Annotated in this window: 14 protein-coding genes; 3 read left to right on the top strand and 11 right to left on the bottom strand. The window is 73.0% G+C overall.

From position 1 onward, the window contains the following. Positions 1–6 precede the first annotated feature (6 nt). On the top strand, positions 7–360 hold the full coding sequence (locus ACFFIC_RS02680) for an Mpo1-like protein (protein WP_377048509.1): 354 nt from the start codon (positions 7–9) through the stop codon (positions 358–360). On the opposite strand, the gene ACFFIC_RS02675 is transcribed toward ACFFIC_RS02680, so the two are convergent. From ACFFIC_RS02675 to ACFFIC_RS02655, 5 genes are read right to left on the bottom strand one after another with little or no spacing between them, the layout of a single operon-like run. After that, positions 333–1,001 (bottom strand): SDR family NAD(P)-dependent oxidoreductase, encoded by a 669-nt coding sequence (locus ACFFIC_RS02675; RefSeq protein WP_377048508.1) that lies wholly within the window; start codon positions 999–1,001, stop codon positions 333–335. The genes ACFFIC_RS02680 and ACFFIC_RS02675 overlap by 28 nt on opposite strands. Then, positions 998–1,771 (bottom strand): pyrimidine utilization protein D, encoded by a 774-nt coding sequence (gene rutD, locus ACFFIC_RS02670; RefSeq protein WP_377048507.1) that lies wholly within the window; start codon positions 1,769–1,771, stop codon positions 998–1,000. The genes ACFFIC_RS02675 and rutD overlap by 4 nt, the downstream gene beginning before the upstream one ends. Then, a complete protein-coding gene (gene rutC / locus ACFFIC_RS02665; protein ID WP_377048506.1) occupies positions 1,768–2,154 on the bottom strand; it encodes a pyrimidine utilization protein C in 387 nt (128 codons plus the stop codon). Before rutC ends, rutD begins: the two co-directional genes overlap by 4 nt. A 19-nt stretch (positions 2,155–2,173) precedes the next feature. Continuing rightward, complete coding sequence (locus ACFFIC_RS02660) at positions 2,174–3,133, bottom strand: Bug family tripartite tricarboxylate transporter substrate binding protein (RefSeq protein ID WP_377048505.1); 960 nt, start codon at positions 3,131–3,133, stop codon at positions 2,174–2,176. 26 nt (positions 3,134–3,159) lie between these two features. Then, positions 3,160–4,446, bottom strand: coding sequence for an NCS2 family permease (locus ACFFIC_RS02655; RefSeq protein ID WP_377048504.1), 1,287 nt, complete (start codon positions 4,444–4,446; stop codon positions 3,160–3,162). A gap of 213 nt (positions 4,447–4,659) precedes the next feature. Between ACFFIC_RS02655 and araD the strand changes: the two genes are divergently transcribed. Beyond that, on the top strand, positions 4,660–6,450 hold the full coding sequence (araD, locus tag ACFFIC_RS02650) for an L-arabinonate dehydratase (RefSeq protein WP_377048503.1): 1,791 nt from the start codon (positions 4,660–4,662) through the stop codon (positions 6,448–6,450). A gap of 11 nt (positions 6,451–6,461) precedes the next feature. Continuing rightward, positions 6,462–7,178 (top strand): ribonuclease activity regulator RraA, encoded by a 717-nt coding sequence (locus ACFFIC_RS02645; protein WP_377048502.1) that lies wholly within the window; start codon positions 6,462–6,464, stop codon positions 7,176–7,178. Positions 7,179–7,299: 121 nt separating this feature from the next. On the opposite strand, the gene ACFFIC_RS02640 is transcribed toward ACFFIC_RS02645, so the two are convergent. The 6 genes from ACFFIC_RS02640 to ACFFIC_RS02615 all read right to left on the bottom strand — a co-directional run bounded on the left by ACFFIC_RS02640 (position 7,300) and on the right by ACFFIC_RS02615 (position 14,347). Beyond that, on the bottom strand, positions 7,300–8,031 hold the full coding sequence (locus tag ACFFIC_RS02640) for an NADPH-dependent F420 reductase (RefSeq protein ID WP_377048501.1): 732 nt from the start codon (positions 8,029–8,031) through the stop codon (positions 7,300–7,302). Positions 8,032–8,126: 95 nt separating this feature from the next. Next, positions 8,127–9,035 carry an amidohydrolase family protein gene (locus ACFFIC_RS02635; RefSeq protein ID WP_377048500.1) on the bottom strand — a complete coding sequence of 303 codons (909 nt, stop codon included), beginning with the start codon at positions 9,033–9,035 and terminating at the stop codon, positions 8,127–8,129. Positions 9,036–9,052: 17 nt separating this feature from the next. Beyond that, complete coding sequence (locus ACFFIC_RS02630; RefSeq protein WP_377048499.1) at positions 9,053–10,093, bottom strand: CobW family GTP-binding protein; 1,041 nt, start codon at positions 10,091–10,093, stop codon at positions 9,053–9,055. A gap of 5 nt (positions 10,094–10,098) precedes the next feature. Continuing rightward, positions 10,099–10,857, bottom strand: coding sequence for an SDR family NAD(P)-dependent oxidoreductase (locus ACFFIC_RS02625; protein ID WP_377048498.1), 759 nt, complete (start codon positions 10,855–10,857; stop codon positions 10,099–10,101). A gap of 9 nt (positions 10,858–10,866) precedes the next feature. Further along, the gene (locus ACFFIC_RS02620) at positions 10,867–12,492 is read right to left on the bottom strand and encodes an acyl-CoA dehydrogenase family protein (protein WP_377048497.1); all 1,626 of its coding nucleotides are present in this window, start codon (positions 12,490–12,492) and stop codon (positions 10,867–10,869) included. 16 nt (positions 12,493–12,508) lie between these two features. Then, positions 12,509–14,347: a feruloyl-CoA synthase gene (locus ACFFIC_RS02615; RefSeq protein ID WP_377048496.1), complete on the bottom strand. Its 1,839-nt coding sequence runs from the start codon at positions 14,345–14,347 to the stop codon at positions 12,509–12,511. Positions 14,348–14,402: the final 55 nt, after the last annotated feature.

Raw genomic sequence — 14,402 nt, 5'->3', positions numbered from 1 at the left:
GCCATCATGGCCGGGCGCTTCACGAGCTATGCCGAGTTCTGGCCGCACTACCTGCGCGAGCACGCGAGCCCGGTGACGCGGCGGGTGCATGTGGCGGGCACGGTGCTGGGCCTGGCGCTGTTCCTGGGCGGGCTGCTTTCGGGGCGCTGGTGGCTGGTGCTCGCGGGGGTGGTCAGCGGCTACCTCTTCGCCTGGGGCAGCCACATGCTGGTGGAGCGCAACCGTCCGGCGACCTTCACGCATCCCTTGTGGTCGCTGGGCTCGGACCTGCGGATGGCGTGGCTGTTCCTGACGGGGCGCCTGGAGGCGGAGTTGCGCCGGGCCGGCGTGTCCTACCAGGGCAGGTCGCGGTTCTCGTAGCTGGCGAAGGCGACGCCGCCGCGTCCCTGCCGCTGCTCCAGCATGTCGGCGAGGCGGGGGATGCTCTGGCCGATCGAGAGCGTCGCCTCCTTCCCGCCCATGTCGGTGCGCACCCAGCCGGGATCGGCGGCGATATAGGTGCGCCCCTCGGCCTTGCGCCGGAGGGCGAGGCTGCGCAGGCCCATGTTCAGCGCGGCCTTTGTCATGCGGTACACCTCCCAGCCGCCGCTGCCGTTCATGGCGATGCTTCCGAGGCTGGAGGACATCACGGCAATCGTGCCCTCGCGCGGGACCAGGGGCGCGAGGCGGTCGGCGATGCGCAGCGGGGCGAGCGCGTTGGTGAGCATCATCCGCGCGAAGGCGTCGGGATCCGTCTCGCCCACCGGGCGCTTGTCCTCGGCGATGGCGGCGTTGACGAAGAGGAGGTCGATGCGCCGGCCGTCGAGGGCCTGTGCGAAGCCTTCGAGCGCCGGCCAGTCGGTGGTGTCGAGCGGCATCACCTCCAGGCGGTCGTGCTTCGCGCCGTCAAGGGCGGCGGGGTTGCGGGCGGTGGCGATGACCTGCCAGCCGCGCGCCAGGTGCTCCTCCGCCAGGGCGCGGCCGAGGCCGCGGGACGCGCCGATGATCAGGATGGTCTTCATGCCGGTGCCCTCAGGAAGTCGATCGCGGCCTGGTTGAACGCTTCCGGCTGCTCCACCGTGAAGGCGTGGCCGCCGGTTTCCGCGATCCAGAGGGTGGCGTCGGGCAAGGCTTGCGCAAGGTCGCGCGAGGCCGTCCAGGGCACCAGCAGGTCGTCGCGCGAGGCGGTGACCAGGGTTGGAACGGCGATGCGCGGCAGGTCCGCGCGGGCGTCGAAGGCCCTCAGCGCCGCGATCCGGCGGCGTAGATTGGCCTCGCCCTGGAAATGGGCGGTGCCGTGCGCGATCTCGGCGTCGATGCGCGCGGCGTTGGCGGCCATGAAGGGCGCGGTGTGCAGGAAGATGGGCTGGGCCGCCACATAGGCCGCCGGGCCCTGGGCGGCGAGGATGCCCAGGCGGATGTCGAAGCAGCGCTCGGAATGGGGCTCCACCCTGGCCCAGGCATTGACGGGAATCAGGCGCGCGAGCCGGGCGGGATGCCGGCGGGCGAGTTCGAGGCCGACCAGCCCGCCCAGCGCGTGGCCGATGAAATGGGCGCGCGCGATGCCGGCGGCGTCCAGCACTCCGACGACGTCATCGGCCATGTGGGCGATGCTGTAGCCCTCCGGCAGGTCCGCGGGGTTGCGGCCGGTGCCGCGCTGGTCGAAGGCGACGACCTGGAAGTGCTTCTCCAGCGCGGCGCGCTGCGGGGCCCAGAAGGCGGCGGCGCCGCCGAGCCCGGCGGAAAGCACGACGGCCTCCGCGCCCGGCCGCCCGGTGATCTCGTGATTCATTTTCCGATGTGAGCGACGGTCGCGATCTCGACCAGCGCCTCCGGCTTCACCAGGCCGCACTGGATGCAGTAGCGGGCGGGTTTGTCGCCCGGGAAGTACTCGGCATAGACGGCGTTGACGGCGGCGTAGTTGGCCCAGTCCGTGACGAAGATGTGGTTCATGGTCACGTCCGCCATGGTGCCGCCGGCGGCCTCCACCACGGCCTTGATGAGTTCCAGCACGTGGCGGGTCTGGGCGGAGGCGTCGCCGGGATGGACCACGTTGTTGTCGCGGTCGAAGGGCAGGGTGCCGGAGACGTAGAGCACGCCGTCCGCCATGGCGCCGGGCGAATAGGGCGCGATCGGCTTGCCGGAGCCTGCGGGGATGACGGGGGTCATGGGCATGGGTCGGGGCTCCTTGTGATCAGTCGGCGCGGATGCCGGCGGCGCGGATGGTGCTGCCCATGCGGGCGACCTCCTCCGCGATGAAGCGGGCGAAGGCGGCGCCGGGCAGGGGGCGGGGCAGGCTGCCCGTTTCCGCGATGCGGGCGGCGACGGCGGGGTCGTTCACGGCCGCCAGCGTTTCCCCCTCCAGCCGCGCGAGGCGGGCGTGCGGGATGGCGGCCGGGGCGAAGAGGCCGAACCAGCCGACCGAGACGAGGTCCAGCCCGGCCTCGCGCAGCGTCGGCACTTCGGGGAAGGCGGGCACGCGCTCGGCGCTGGTGACGGCGAGCGCCTTCATGCGGCCGCCCTTCACCAGGCCGGCGGCGGCGGAGATCGTCTGGAACATGACCTGCACCCGCCCGGCCATGAGGTCCGCGTTGGCGGCGGCCGTCTCGCGGTAGGGGACATGGGTCATGTCGAGCCCGGCGGCGAGCGCGAACTGCGCGCCGGCGAGATGCAGCGAGGTGCCGTTGCCGATGGAGGCGTAGTGGGCGCCGCCGCGGCGCGCGAGGGCGGTGAACTCGGCCACGCTCGCGACCGGAAGCTCGTTGGGCACCACCATGATGTTCGGCACCACGGCGAGCATGGCGATGGGGGCGAGGTCGCGCTCGGCGTCATAGGGCAGGGAGGGGTAGAGGAAGCGGTTGGCGGCGATCGGCAGGCCGTTGAGCAGGATGGTGTGGCCGTCCTTCTCCGCCTGTGCGGCGGCGGCCGTGCCGATGTTGCCGCCGGCGCCGCTGCGGTTCTCGATCGTGACGGGCTGGCTGAGGGAGCGCGCCATGCGCTCCCCCGCGATGCGGCCCAGGAAGTCCGCGGCGCCACCGGGCGGGAAGGGGACGATCAGCCGGAGCGGGCGCTCGGGGAAGGCCTGCGCCCGGGCGACCCGGCCTGGGAGCAGCGCGGGGGCAGCGAGGAGCAGGCGCCGCGTGGGGTGGGGCAAGGCGGTGCTCCCTGGTTGTGGCGGGATCAGCCGAGCGCGAACTTGACGGCCGAGAGCGCGGCGATCAGCCAGACGGCGCCGTGCACGTCGCCGGCTCGCCCCGCGACCGCCTTGATGGCGGCATAGGCGATGAAGCCGAGGCCGATGCCGGTCGCGATGGAGAAGGTGAAGGGCATCGCCATCGCGCCCAGAATGGCCGGCAGGTATTCGGTCGGGTCCTCCCAGGCGAGGTCCTTCAGCGAGTGCGCCATCAGGCAGGCGACGAAGATCAGCGCGGGGGAGGTGGCGAAGGCGGGGATGGCGGTGGCGAGCGGCGCGAGGAAGAGCGCGAGCAGGAAGAGCACGCCAACGGTCAGCGCCGTCAGCCCCGTGCGCCCGCCGGCCTGGATGCCCGCCGCGCTCTCGATGTAGGAGACGGTGGTGGAGGTGCCGAGCGCGGCGCCGATCATGGCGCCGCCGCTGTCGGCCATCAGCGCGCGGCCGAGGCGCGGCACCGAGCCGTCCGGGCGCATGAGCCCGGCGCGGTGGGTGGTGGCGATCAGCGTGCCCGCGTTGTCCAGCAGGTCCACCATGAAGAAGGTAAAGACGATCCCGGCGAGGCCGAGCGAGACGGCCCCGGCCAGGTCCATCTTGAGGAAGGTGGGCGCGAGGGATGGCGGGGTGGAGACGATGCCCGTGAAGTTGGTGAGGCCGAAGGGGATGCCCGCCAGCGCCGTGAGCAGGATGCCGATGACGATGGCGCCTGGCACGCGCCGCGCGACCAGCCCCGCGATCAGCACGAAGCCCGCGCAGCCGATCAGCACGGGGGTGGAGGCGATCGGCCCCATGGCGACGAAGGTGGCGGGGTTCGCAACCACGAGGCCGAGGTTCTTGAGCCCGATCAGCCCCAGGAAGAAGCCGATCCCGGCGGCGATGCCGAGCTTGAGGGAGAGCGGGATGCCGTTGATCAGCCATTCGCGGAAGCCGGCCACGGAGATGACGAAGAACAGGATGCCCGACAGGAACACGGCGCCCAGCGCGACCGGCCAGGGGATGCCCATGCCGCCCACCACGCCGAAGGCGAAGTAGGCGTTCAGCCCCATGCCGGGGGCGAGCGCGATCGGGTAGTTGGCGAGAAGAGCCATGAGCGCGCAGCCGATGGCCGCCGCCAGGCAGGTGGCCACGAAGGCCGCGCCGGCATCGATGCCGGCGACCGACATGATCTGCGGGTTGACCACGATGATGTAGGCCATGGTCAGGAAGGTGGTCAGGCCCGCCACGATCTCCGTGCGCACCGTGGTGCCGTTTTCCCTCAGCCCGAAGAGCCGGTCCATCCTGTTTCCCCGATCGTGGTCCCCGCCACAGGGAAACAGCCCTGGCCCCGGGCCGCAACCGGGGGCGCGGTGCGTTTGCGGCGCAAAGGGGCGGTGCGGCGCGCCGGTTGCGCGCGGGGTGGTCAGGCGATGCCCAGCGGATGGGCAGGGGGCGCCCTGGCAGGCCGCCGCCATTCTGCTATGTGATCGGGACTACCGGACGGAGGAAACGCCATGGCTGATCCCAACCTGCCCCCGAGCGCGCTCGAGGCCGAGCCGGGCGATGCGGGGCCCCGGCGCAAGACCGCGGCCGATCTCCGCTCCGCCCGCTGGTTCGGGCCGGCCGACCTCCGCTCCTTCGGGCACCGCTCGCGCGCCATGCAGATGGGCTACAGCCCCGAGGAGTGGCAGGGCCGCCCGATCATCGCGATCCTGAACACCTGGTCCGACCTCAACCCCTGCCACGTGCACTTCAAGCAGCGGGTGGAGGACGTGAAGCGCGGCATCCTCATGGCGGGCGGCTTCCCGGTGGAGCTGCCGGCGATCTCGGTGTCGGAAAGCTACGTGAAGCCGACCACGATGATGTACCGCAACTTCCTGGCCATGGAGGCGGAGGAGCTGCTGCGCTCCCATCCCGTGGACGGCGCGGTGCTGATGGGCGGCTGCGACAAGACCACGCCGGGGCTGCTGCTGGGCGCGACCTCCATGAACATCCCCGCGATCTTCCTGCCGGCGGGGCCGATGCTGCGCGGCAACTGGCAGGGCAAGGTGCTGGGCTCGGGCTCGGATAGCTGGAAGTACTGGGACGAGCTGCGCGCGGGCAAGATCACCGACCAGGACTGGCTGGGCGTGGAGGGCGGCATCGCGCGTTCCTACGGCACCTGCATGACCATGGGCACGGCCAGCACGATGACGGCGATCGCCGAGGCGGTCGGCATGGTGCTGCCGGGCGGGTCCTCCGTGCCGGCGGCGGATGCCGGGCATATCCGCCTGGCCAGCGAGAGCGGGCGGCGGATCGTGGAGATGGTGTGGGAAGACCTGACGCCCCAGAAGATCCAGTCCAGGGCGGCCTTCGGCAACGCCATCGCGGTGGCCATGGCCATGGGCTGCTCCACCAACGCCATCATCCACCTGATCGCCATGGCACGCCGCGCGGGGCAGGACATCGGGCTGGAGGACTTCGAGCATTATTCGCGCCGCGTGCCGGTGATCGGCAACGTGCGGCCGTCCGGCAACGCCTACCTCATGGAGGACTTCTTCTATGCGGGTGGCATCAAGGGGCTGATGGGGCGCATCCGCGAGCACCTCGACCTGTCCTGCATGACGGTGTCGGGCAGGACGCTGGGCGAGAACATCGAGGGCGCCAAGGTCTTCAACGACGACGTCATCCGCACCACCGACAACCCCATCTACGGCGAGGGGTCGCTCGCGGTGCTGCACGGCAACCTCGCGCCCGATGGCTGCGTGATCAAGCCGGCGGCGATGGACCAGCGCTTCCTGAGGCACTCGGGCCCCGCGGTGGTGTTCGACGACTATCCCTCCATGAAGAAGGCGGTGGACGACGAGAACTATCCCTTCACCCCCGACACGGTGATGGTGCTGCGCAACGCCGGGCCGCAGGGCGGGCCGGGCATGCCGGAATGGGGGATGCTGCCCATGCCGAAGAAGCTGCTCAAGGAAGGGCACCGCGACATGCTGCGCATGTCGGATGCGCGGATGTCCGGCACCTCCTACGGCGCCTGCGTGCTGCACGTCTCGCCCGAATCCTACATCGGCGGGCCGCTGGCGCTGCTCAGGAACGGTGACACGGTCACGCTCGACGTGGATGCGCGGACCATCAGCATGGAGGTCTCCGAGGAGGAGCTGGCGCGGCGGCGGGCCGAATGGGTGGCACCCGAGCCGCGCTTCGAGCGGGGCTACGGCTTCATGTTCACCAAGCACATCCAGCAGGCCAACGAGGGCTGCGACTTCGACTTCCTGCGCACCGAATTCGGCGCGCCCGTGCCCGAACCCGTCATCTACTGAGGAAACGCCCCATGGCCCTGTCGGACGAAACGCGCGAGAGGCTGAAGGCCGTCAGCACCGCGACCGTCGCCACCATCCTGTTCAAGCGCGGCCTGCGCAGCCAGTTCATCCAGAACGTGCAGCCGCTGCGCGTGCGCGCCGAGAGCATGGTCGGCGAGGCCTTCACGCTGCGCTACATCCCCGCGCGCGAGGACCTGAACGGGATCGAGGTCTTCAAGGACCCGAGCCACCCGCAGCGCAAGGGGGTGGAAACCTGCCCGCCCGGCGCGGTGATGGTGATGGACAGCCGCAAGGACGCGCGGGCGGCCTCCGCGGGTTCCATCCTGGTCACGCGCCTGATGGTCCGGGGCGTGGCCGGGGTGGTGACGGATGGCGGCTTCCGGGACGCGCACGAGATCGCGCAGATGGACATTCCCGCCTACCACCAGCGGCCCTCGGCGCCGACCAACCTGACGCTGAACCACGCGATCGACACCAACGTGCCGATCGGCTGCGGCGACGCGCCGGTGTTTCCCGGCGACGTGATCCTGGGCGATGGCGACGGGGTGATCGTGATCCCGGCGGCCATCGCGGACGAGGTCGCCGCCGAGGCGGTGGAGATGACCGCCTACGAGGATTTCGCGACCGAGCGCGTGCGGGCCGGGCAGGGGCTGCCGGGGCTCTACCCGGCGACCGACCCCAAGAACCTCGAGGCCTTCGCCGCCTGGCGCAAGGAGAAGGGCCGCTGAGAAGGGCAAGCGCCGGCCCCCGGGGCGGCGCTTCCGGAAGGTCCTCGTCGTCCGCTCGTCGCGCGGGCTGGCCGGTGAGGATGGCGGGCGGACCGACCTGCGTCGGGCGGTGCCCCGCGGTTCAGGAAGGCAGGCCGAGGATGCCCCGGAGTTCCGCTGCCGGAACCACCTTGCCGTAGCCGCGGGCGCCCATGGCGAAGTCCGGCGCACGCGCGAGGGAGCCGACCACCACCGGTTCGAAGCCTGCGTCGCGTACGAGGGCGGCCGCGGCTTCCAGAGCGCCGGCGTCGTCGCCCGCCAGGGGGATGGCCACGGGGTCTCCCGCGCGGTGGGCCTGTTCGGCCAGCACGCGGGCGCCGAGCGTGTTGAAGGCCCGCACCAGCCGGCTGCCCGGCAGGAAGCCCGCGGAGGTGGCGCCGATCCCGCGTTCCGCCGCGAGCCGCGCCACATCGCCGTCGCGCGCGGGAACGGCGTTGCAGGCGTCCAGCACCACCTTGCCGGCCAGCGAGGCGCCCAGGTCCTGGCCGAGCTGGGGAAGGGCACCGTAGGGAACGGCCACGAGCAGGGCCCGGCCGAAGGCGACGGCCTCGGCGGGGGTGCCGGCCCGGGCGTTGGGGCCGGCGGCCTCCACCAGTTCCTTCAGCCTTTCCGGGTTGCGGGAGGAAAAGAGGACGGGGTGGCCGGCCTTGGCCCAGAGGGTGCCGACCGTGCCGCCGAGGCGGCCGGAGCCGATGATGCCGACCGGGGACTTCGTGGCCGGCTGGGCCAGGCTCCCCCGGCCGCCGGCGAGCAGGAGGGCACCACCCGCGAGCAGCAAGGTGCGGCGCGGTGCCTGGGTCTGGATGCGGGGCATGCCGGCGCTCCTTGGGGCTGGGTTGGGCTGGGCGGGCTAGGCCAGGTTGGCCGCAAGATGGAACGCGGTTCGCGGCCAGGGGACGGCAGGCGGATTCACGAAGCCTCCCCACCGCCGGCCTCGCGCGCGTGACCGGCCGCCTCCGCCCTTTCGATGGCGGCGTCCAGCGCGAGGATGCGGCGGGCGTTCCGGTGGAACAGCTTGTCGGTGATGCCGGGCTTCAGCCCCTGCATCTCCCATTCGTCCAGCGTCTGGCCGGGCGACCAGCCCGGGTAGTCCGAGCCGAACATCACCTTGTCCTGCAGGCGGCGCTGCATGTCGTGCTTGAGCGGCGCGGGGATGTATTTCGGGCCCCAGCCGGAGACGTCGATCGAGACGTTGCCCTTGTGGATGGCCACCGCGATCAGCTCCTCGGTCCAGGGATAGCCGGGATGGGCGGCGACGATGTTCAGGCGCGGGAAGTCGGCGGCGATGGAGTCGATGTGCATGGGATGGCCGTGCGAGAGCTTGAAGCCGAGGCCGCCGGGCTCGCCCGAGCCGATGGCCGTCGTGCCGCAATGAATGAGCGCGGGGGCGCCGAGGTCCTGCAGCAGGTCCCAGATCGGGTAGAAATGGCGGTCGGACGGGGCGAAGCCCTGCACGGGCGGCTGGTACTTCACGCCCATCAGGCCGAGGTCGCGGATGGCGTGCTCGATCTCCGCCAGGCCCGAGCGGCCGCGCCAGGGGTCCACCACGGACCAGCCCGGCAGGAACACGTCCGGATAGGCGGCGCAGAGGGCGGCCAAGCGGTCGTTGCCGTAGACCGCTCCGCCCGCGCCGGCCATGGCGTCCCAGGCGATGGGGATGGCCAGGGTGTCGTCGCGGCGGAAATCCTCGGCGATCACGTCGTCCGGGCGGGCGTCGAAGCGGTCGCCGAACATGCGGCGGGTGGCGGCGACGAAGGGGGCGCTGGCCTCCACATAGGCCTCGTCCATGGGGTGGACATGGACGTCGATGGCGCGCATCGGGCGCTTCCTTCCGGTCAGGCGGGTTGGAACAGGGCATCCCAGCCGGCCCGGAGCGGGGCGTGGGGAATGCCGTCGGTGATCAGCACGAGGCGGGAGCGGCGGTCATCCGCGGGCCAGGAGGGCAGGGCCACGGGCGGGTGAAGCACGTGCTGCACGGCCTGCACCACCACCGGGCCAGGGCGGCCGGGAACGCCGATCAGGCCCTTGGCGCGCAGCAGGCGCTCGCCGCCCTCGATGCGCACGCGGCGGAACCAGGCCTCGAAGCCCTCCCAGGGCGGCGGAGCATCGGAAACGAGGGAAAGGGAGGCGATGCCCTGGCTGTGGGCGTGGTGGCGGTGCGGCGCCGGTGCGGGCAGGCCGGCCAGCCATTCGACCACTGGCGGGGGTGCGCCGGGCAGGCCGAGGAAGCGGGCCGGGAACAGCGCGGCGGGATCGGCTTCCCCCCGCCGGCAGCGGGTGAGGGGGGCCAGCGGGTTCAGGCCGGAGAGCGCCTCGCGCAGCGCCGCTTCCTCCGCGGGTTCGGCCAGGTCGGTCTTGGTGAGCAGGAGGCGGTCGGCCAGGCTGGCCTGGGCGCGCGCCTCCGGGTGGCGGGCAAGCTGCCCGCGCCCGAGCACGGCGTCCGCCGTGACGAGGATCGCGTCGAGCCGCAGCACGCGGGACAGGATGGGGTTGCGCAGCAGGGCCTGGGCGATGGGGGAAGGGTCCGCCAGGCCTGAGGGCTCCACGATCAGGCGCGCGAAGCGGGGCAGGGTGCCGGCCTCGCGGCGGGAGAAGATGCGCATCACCGCGCCCTCGAGGTCGCCCGACAGGTCGCAGCAGAGGCAGCCATTGGCCATGGTCACGGTGCGGTCCGGGCCGGTGCCGCTGTCGGCCTCCACAAGGTGCTGGTCGATGGGCACCTCGCCGAACTCGTTGATGGCGACGGCGGTGTCGGCCATGGCCGGGTGGCGCAGCAGGGCGTTCAGCAGGGTGGTCTTCCCGCTGCCCAGGAAGCCGCCGAGGATGGCGACGGGAAGGCGGGCCTGCTCGGCGGCGTCGGGGACGAAGCGGGCCATCGCCGCTATTGCGGGCTGAGGCGGAGCGCGCCGTCGAGCCGGATGGTCTCCCCGTTCAGCAGGCGGTTCCGTGCGATGGCGAGCACGAGGTCGGCGAACTCCTCGGGGCGGCCGAGGCGGCGGGGGAAGAGGGGCAGCTTGCCGAGCGCCTCGCGCGCCTCGGGCGGCAGCTCGCCCATCAGCGGCGTCTCGATCAGGCCGGGGGCGATGGTGTTCACGCGGATGCCGAAGCGTGCCAGCTCGCGCGCGGCGGGCAGCGTCATGGCGACGATGCCGCCCTTGCTGGCGGAATAGGCGACCTGCCCGACCTGGCCCTCATAGGCGGCGACGGATGCGGTGTTCAGGATCATGCCGCGCTCGCCTTCCGCGCCGGGCTCCACGGCGGCGATGCGGGCCGCCGCCAGGCGCATGACGTTGAAGGTGCCGGTGAGGTTCACGGCGATGACGCGGGTGAAGTTGGCAAGCGGATGCGGGCCGTCGCGTCCGACGAGGCGCTTCGCCGTGCCGATGCCGGCGCAGGAGACGGCGAGGCGGAGCGGGCCGAGGCCCTCGGCGGCATCGAGCGCGGCGGCGACGTCCGCCTCCTCCGTCACGTCCCCGGCCGAGGCGACGCCGCCGATGCGTGCGGCGACGGCGCGGGCGGCCTCCGCGTTGCGGTCCATCACGGCGACGCGGGCGCCCGCTCGTGCGAGGGCTTCGGCGGTGGCGGCACCGAGGCCGGAGCCGCCGCCGGTGACGAGGGCGGCGATGCCTTGCAGGTCCATTGTGTGTCCTCAGTGATCGGCGAAGGCGGCGTCGAAGGCGGGGTCGATGTCGGCGCGGTGGCAGCGCGCCGCGAGAAGGGCGGCACGGGCCGGTGCCTCGGCCCCGTGGAAACCGGCCAGGGCGGCGTAGCGCGGGGCGAGGGGCCCGGCGAGGCGGGCGGCGCGTCGCAGCAGGCCGTCGGCGGCGGCGAGGCCCATCAGGCGCAGGAAGGGCACGGCGGCGGCCTCCCGCGCGCGGGGTGGGGCGGCGGCCATCGCGGCGGCGGTGTCCAGCACGGCGGCTGCGAGGTCCGGTGCGGGGGCGAGATGGGACAGCGTGTCGCGCAGCACGGCACCGCCCCCGGCGGGGACGCGGCGCAGGAGGAGGTCGAGGCCCTGCATGGCGGTGGTGCCCTCGTAGAGGGAGAAGACGCGAGCATCGCGCAGCATCCGCCCGGCCGGCCATTCGCGGACATAGCCTGCGCCGCCGAGCACCTGGATCGCGAGATGGGCGTTGTCGAAGCCCGCCTCGGCGCCCAGTGCCTTCGCGACCGGCAGGAGAAGGGCGGCGCGGGCGGCGGCGGCCGTGTCGCCGGCATCGCCGGCATCCACCCAGGCGGCGGCCTGCAGCGCGACGAGGCGCACCGCCTCCGCGCGGGACCGCGCCGTGAGAAGAAGGCGGCGGACCTCCGCATGGGCGGTGATCGGCACGGGCGGCGCGCCGGGATCGCCACCCTGGAGGCGGTCGCGCGCGTAGCCCTCCGCGAGGGCGGCGGAGGCCTGGGCCACGGCCGCGCCCTGAACGGCCACGCCGAGGCGCATGGCCGTGATCATGGCGAACAGCGTGGGCAGGCCGCGGCCCGCTTCCCCGATGGGGGTGGCCTCGGCCTCCTCGAAGGCGAGGGTGCAGGTGGGGGAGCCGTGCAGGCCGAGCTTTTCCTCCAGGCGCAAGGTTTCGACGCCGTTGCGCGCGCCGCTGTCCGACGTGTCCGGCACCAGGAACAGCGAAAGGCCGCGCGTGCCGGCGGGGGCGCCGCGCGGGCGGGCAAGCACGAAGTGGCCGATGCGCGCGGCGAGGTCGTGGTCGCCGAAGGAGATCCAGCACTTCTCCCCGGTGATGCGCCAGGTGCCGTCCGGCCCCTGCTCCGCCCGCGCCCGGATGCGCCCGACATCGGAGCCCGCCTGGGGTTCGGAGATGCAGATGGTGGCGGCCCAGCTGCCATCGGCGAGGCGGGGGAGCCAGGCCGCGCGGACCGGCGCGGGGCCGTGGCGCTCCAGCAGGCGGGTGGCGCAGCGGGCGTTGATGGCGAGCATGCCGAAGGCTGGATCGGCGGCGTCCGTCACCTCCTGCACGGCGGCGGCCAGCGCCAGGGGAAGGCCGCTGCCGCCCGCGCCCGGCGGGGCGGTGAGGCCCGTCCAGCCCTCGTCGGAGAAGGCACGCCAGACCTCGCCGTGGCCGGGGGCGGTGCGCACGCGGCCGCCGGCCAGGGTGCAGCCCTCGCGGTCCGAGATGGCGGCGAGGGGGGCGAGGCGGTCCCGCGCGAAGCGGGCGGCGGCGGACAGGATGGCGTCCGTTTCCTCCGCGCCCGGGCGCGCCTCCGCCCCGTCGATCACGCGGGCGAGCAGCAGCGCGAGGGTCGAGGCGGCGTCGCGCATCAGCGGGCAGTGCGCGTCATGGGCGGATCACCTCCGCGTCGGCGTCGTCGTAGAGCCGCGCGAGGGCTTCCGGGCGGTGGCGCAGGATGGCGCGGAGGTTGAGCGAGCCCTTGTCGGTGATCTCCCCCGCGCCCAGCGAGGGCGGCTCGCGCAGGAACAGCACGCGCGCGACGAGGCGGGAGGAGGAGGCGCCCTCGTTCAGCGGGCGCAGCGCCGCGGCGACGGCCCCGGCCAGCGCCGGGGTTCCGATTTCGGGGATGCGGTCGTGGTGGGGGACGAGGAGCAGACCGATCTCCTCACGGTTCTCGCCCACCACCAGGAGATCGCGCGCCCAGGGGGCCAGGGCGGCGAGCGCCCTGATCCTGATCGAGCCGGAGTTCACCCGGGTGCCCGTGGAAAGCTTGAAGTCCTCCGTCAGGCGTCCGTCGAAGACGAAGCCGGCGGCAGGTTCGGCCGGGTCCACCCATCGCAGCGCGTCGCCGGTGATGAAGAAGCCCTGGCTGTCGAAGGCCGCGGCCGTGGCCTCGGGATCCCGCCAGTAGCCGGGGGTGACGTTGGGGCCCCGCACGCGGGCCTCCAGCTTGTCGCCGTCCGGGATCAGGCGGATCTCGACGCCGGGCAGGGGCGTGCCGATGCATCCGACCGCGGCGCGCGGCGCGTGCACGAGCGAGATGGAGGGCGCGGTTTCCGTCAGGCCCCAGGAGGAGACCATGTGGACGCCGTCGGGGCTGCCATGGGCCTCTGCCAGGGCTTCCAGCCGCCGCCAGAGCGGCGGGGCAAGGGCGGCGCCGGCGTAGAACATGACGCGCAGGCGGGTGAAGAAGGCGCGCGCGAGGCCCGCATCTTCCTCCAGCCGGGGGATCAGCAGCTCGTACCCCTTTGGGACGTTGAAGGAAGCGGTGGGCGAGACGTCCCGCAGGTTCTCCAGGGTGCGCTCGAAGCCGCCGGGCACGGGGCGGCCGTCGTCGATCCACAGGGTGCCGCCGTGGCGGATCACCATGTTCAGGTTCTTGCTCGAGCCGAAGACATGGTTCCAGGGCAGCCAGTCCAGCAGCACCGGCGGTTCGTGGCGCAGGAATGTCCAGGCCTCGGCGATCTGCTCCTGCGACGCCGCCATCATGCGGTGGCTCGCGATCACGCCTTTTGGCATGCCGGTGGAGCCGGAGGTGAAGAGGATCTTGGCGGGGGCGTCGGGATCGACCGCCGCCATGACGGCATCGGTCGCGGGTTCGGCGCCGGTGTCCAGCAACGCGGCGAAGGAGCGGGCGCGCTCGACGCCGCCGGGGTTCGTGGCGAAGACGGCGGCGGCGCCCGCCTCATCCAGCGCGAGGGCGCGGGCGAAGGGCGCGGCCTCGTCCACGTGGATCAGGCCGGGGGTGAGCTTGGCGAGGACGTGGCGCAGCTTGGCCATTTCCGGATCGGCCAGGCTGTAGGCGGGGGACACGGCGGCGTAGGGCACGCCGACCGCCTGGGCGGCGAGGCCGATCAGCGCGTGCTCCACCGTGTTGCCCGACAGCACGGCCACGGGGCGCTCCGGGCCGAGCCCCATGGCAAGCAGCGCGCCGCCGATGCGGCGGAGCGCATCGGCGGCCTCGGCATAGGTGACGCCGCGCCAGGTGTTCCCCGCGCGCTGGCGGAGGAAGGGCCGGTCCGGCTCGCGCCCGGCCCAGCGGAAGAGGTGACGGGTGACCAGTGGCTCGTGCGCGGGAACGGGGGAGGCGGAGCGCACCACCCAGCCGCCGGCCGGGTCCTCCTCCACCAGGACGCGCGGCTGCGCGAAGACGTGGAAGTCGGGGATCCAGCCGGCCTGCGCGGCGCCGGCCCAGCGCTCGTCCCCTTTGAACGTCTCGCCCATGCTGATGCCTCCCTCCCTTGTGCGCCCGCCGTCTGCTGCGGCGGGTCGTGCTTGC

The organism is Muricoccus vinaceus (assembly GCF_042433125.1).
Lineage (GTDB): Bacteria > Pseudomonadota > Alphaproteobacteria > Acetobacterales > Acetobacteraceae > Roseomonas > Roseomonas vinacea.
This window is presented reverse-complemented; position numbering and strand designations above follow the sequence as displayed.

Coding starts and splice junctions, on each gene's coding strand:
- rutD (WP_377048507.1), bottom strand. CDS start 1,771: ATGAATCACGAGATCACCGGGCGGCCGGGCGCGGAGGCCGTCGTGCTT.
- ACFFIC_RS02655 (WP_377048504.1), bottom strand. CDS start 4,446: ATGGACCGGCTCTTCGGGCTGAGGGAAAACGGCACCACGGTGCGCACG.
- ACFFIC_RS02630 (WP_377048499.1), bottom strand. CDS start 10,093: ATGGCCCGCTTCGTCCCCGACGCCGCCGAGCAGGCCCGCCTTCCCGTC.
- ACFFIC_RS02635 (WP_377048500.1), bottom strand. CDS start 9,035: ATGCGCGCCATCGACGTCCATGTCCACCCCATGGACGAGGCCTATGTG.
- ACFFIC_RS02620 (WP_377048497.1), bottom strand. CDS start 12,492: ATGCGCGACGCCGCCTCGACCCTCGCGCTGCTGCTCGCCCGCGTGATC.
- ACFFIC_RS02625 (WP_377048498.1), bottom strand. CDS start 10,857: ATGGACCTGCAAGGCATCGCCGCCCTCGTCACCGGCGGCGGCTCCGGC.
- ACFFIC_RS02615 (WP_377048496.1), bottom strand. CDS start 14,347: ATGGGCGAGACGTTCAAAGGGGACGAGCGCTGGGCCGGCGCCGCGCAG.
- ACFFIC_RS02675 (WP_377048508.1), bottom strand. CDS start 1,001: ATGAAGACCATCCTGATCATCGGCGCGTCCCGCGGCCTCGGCCGCGCC.
- araD (WP_377048503.1), top strand. CDS start 4,660: ATGGCTGATCCCAACCTGCCCCCGAGCGCGCTCGAGGCCGAGCCGGGC.
- rutC (WP_377048506.1), bottom strand. CDS start 2,154: ATGCCCATGACCCCCGTCATCCCCGCAGGCTCCGGCAAGCCGATCGCG.
- ACFFIC_RS02645 (WP_377048502.1), top strand. CDS start 6,462: ATGGCCCTGTCGGACGAAACGCGCGAGAGGCTGAAGGCCGTCAGCACC.
- ACFFIC_RS02680 (WP_377048509.1), top strand. CDS start 7: ATGGCCGGGCGCTTCACGAGCTATGCCGAGTTCTGGCCGCACTACCTG.
- ACFFIC_RS02640 (WP_377048501.1), bottom strand. CDS start 8,031: ATGCCCCGCATCCAGACCCAGGCACCGCGCCGCACCTTGCTGCTCGCG.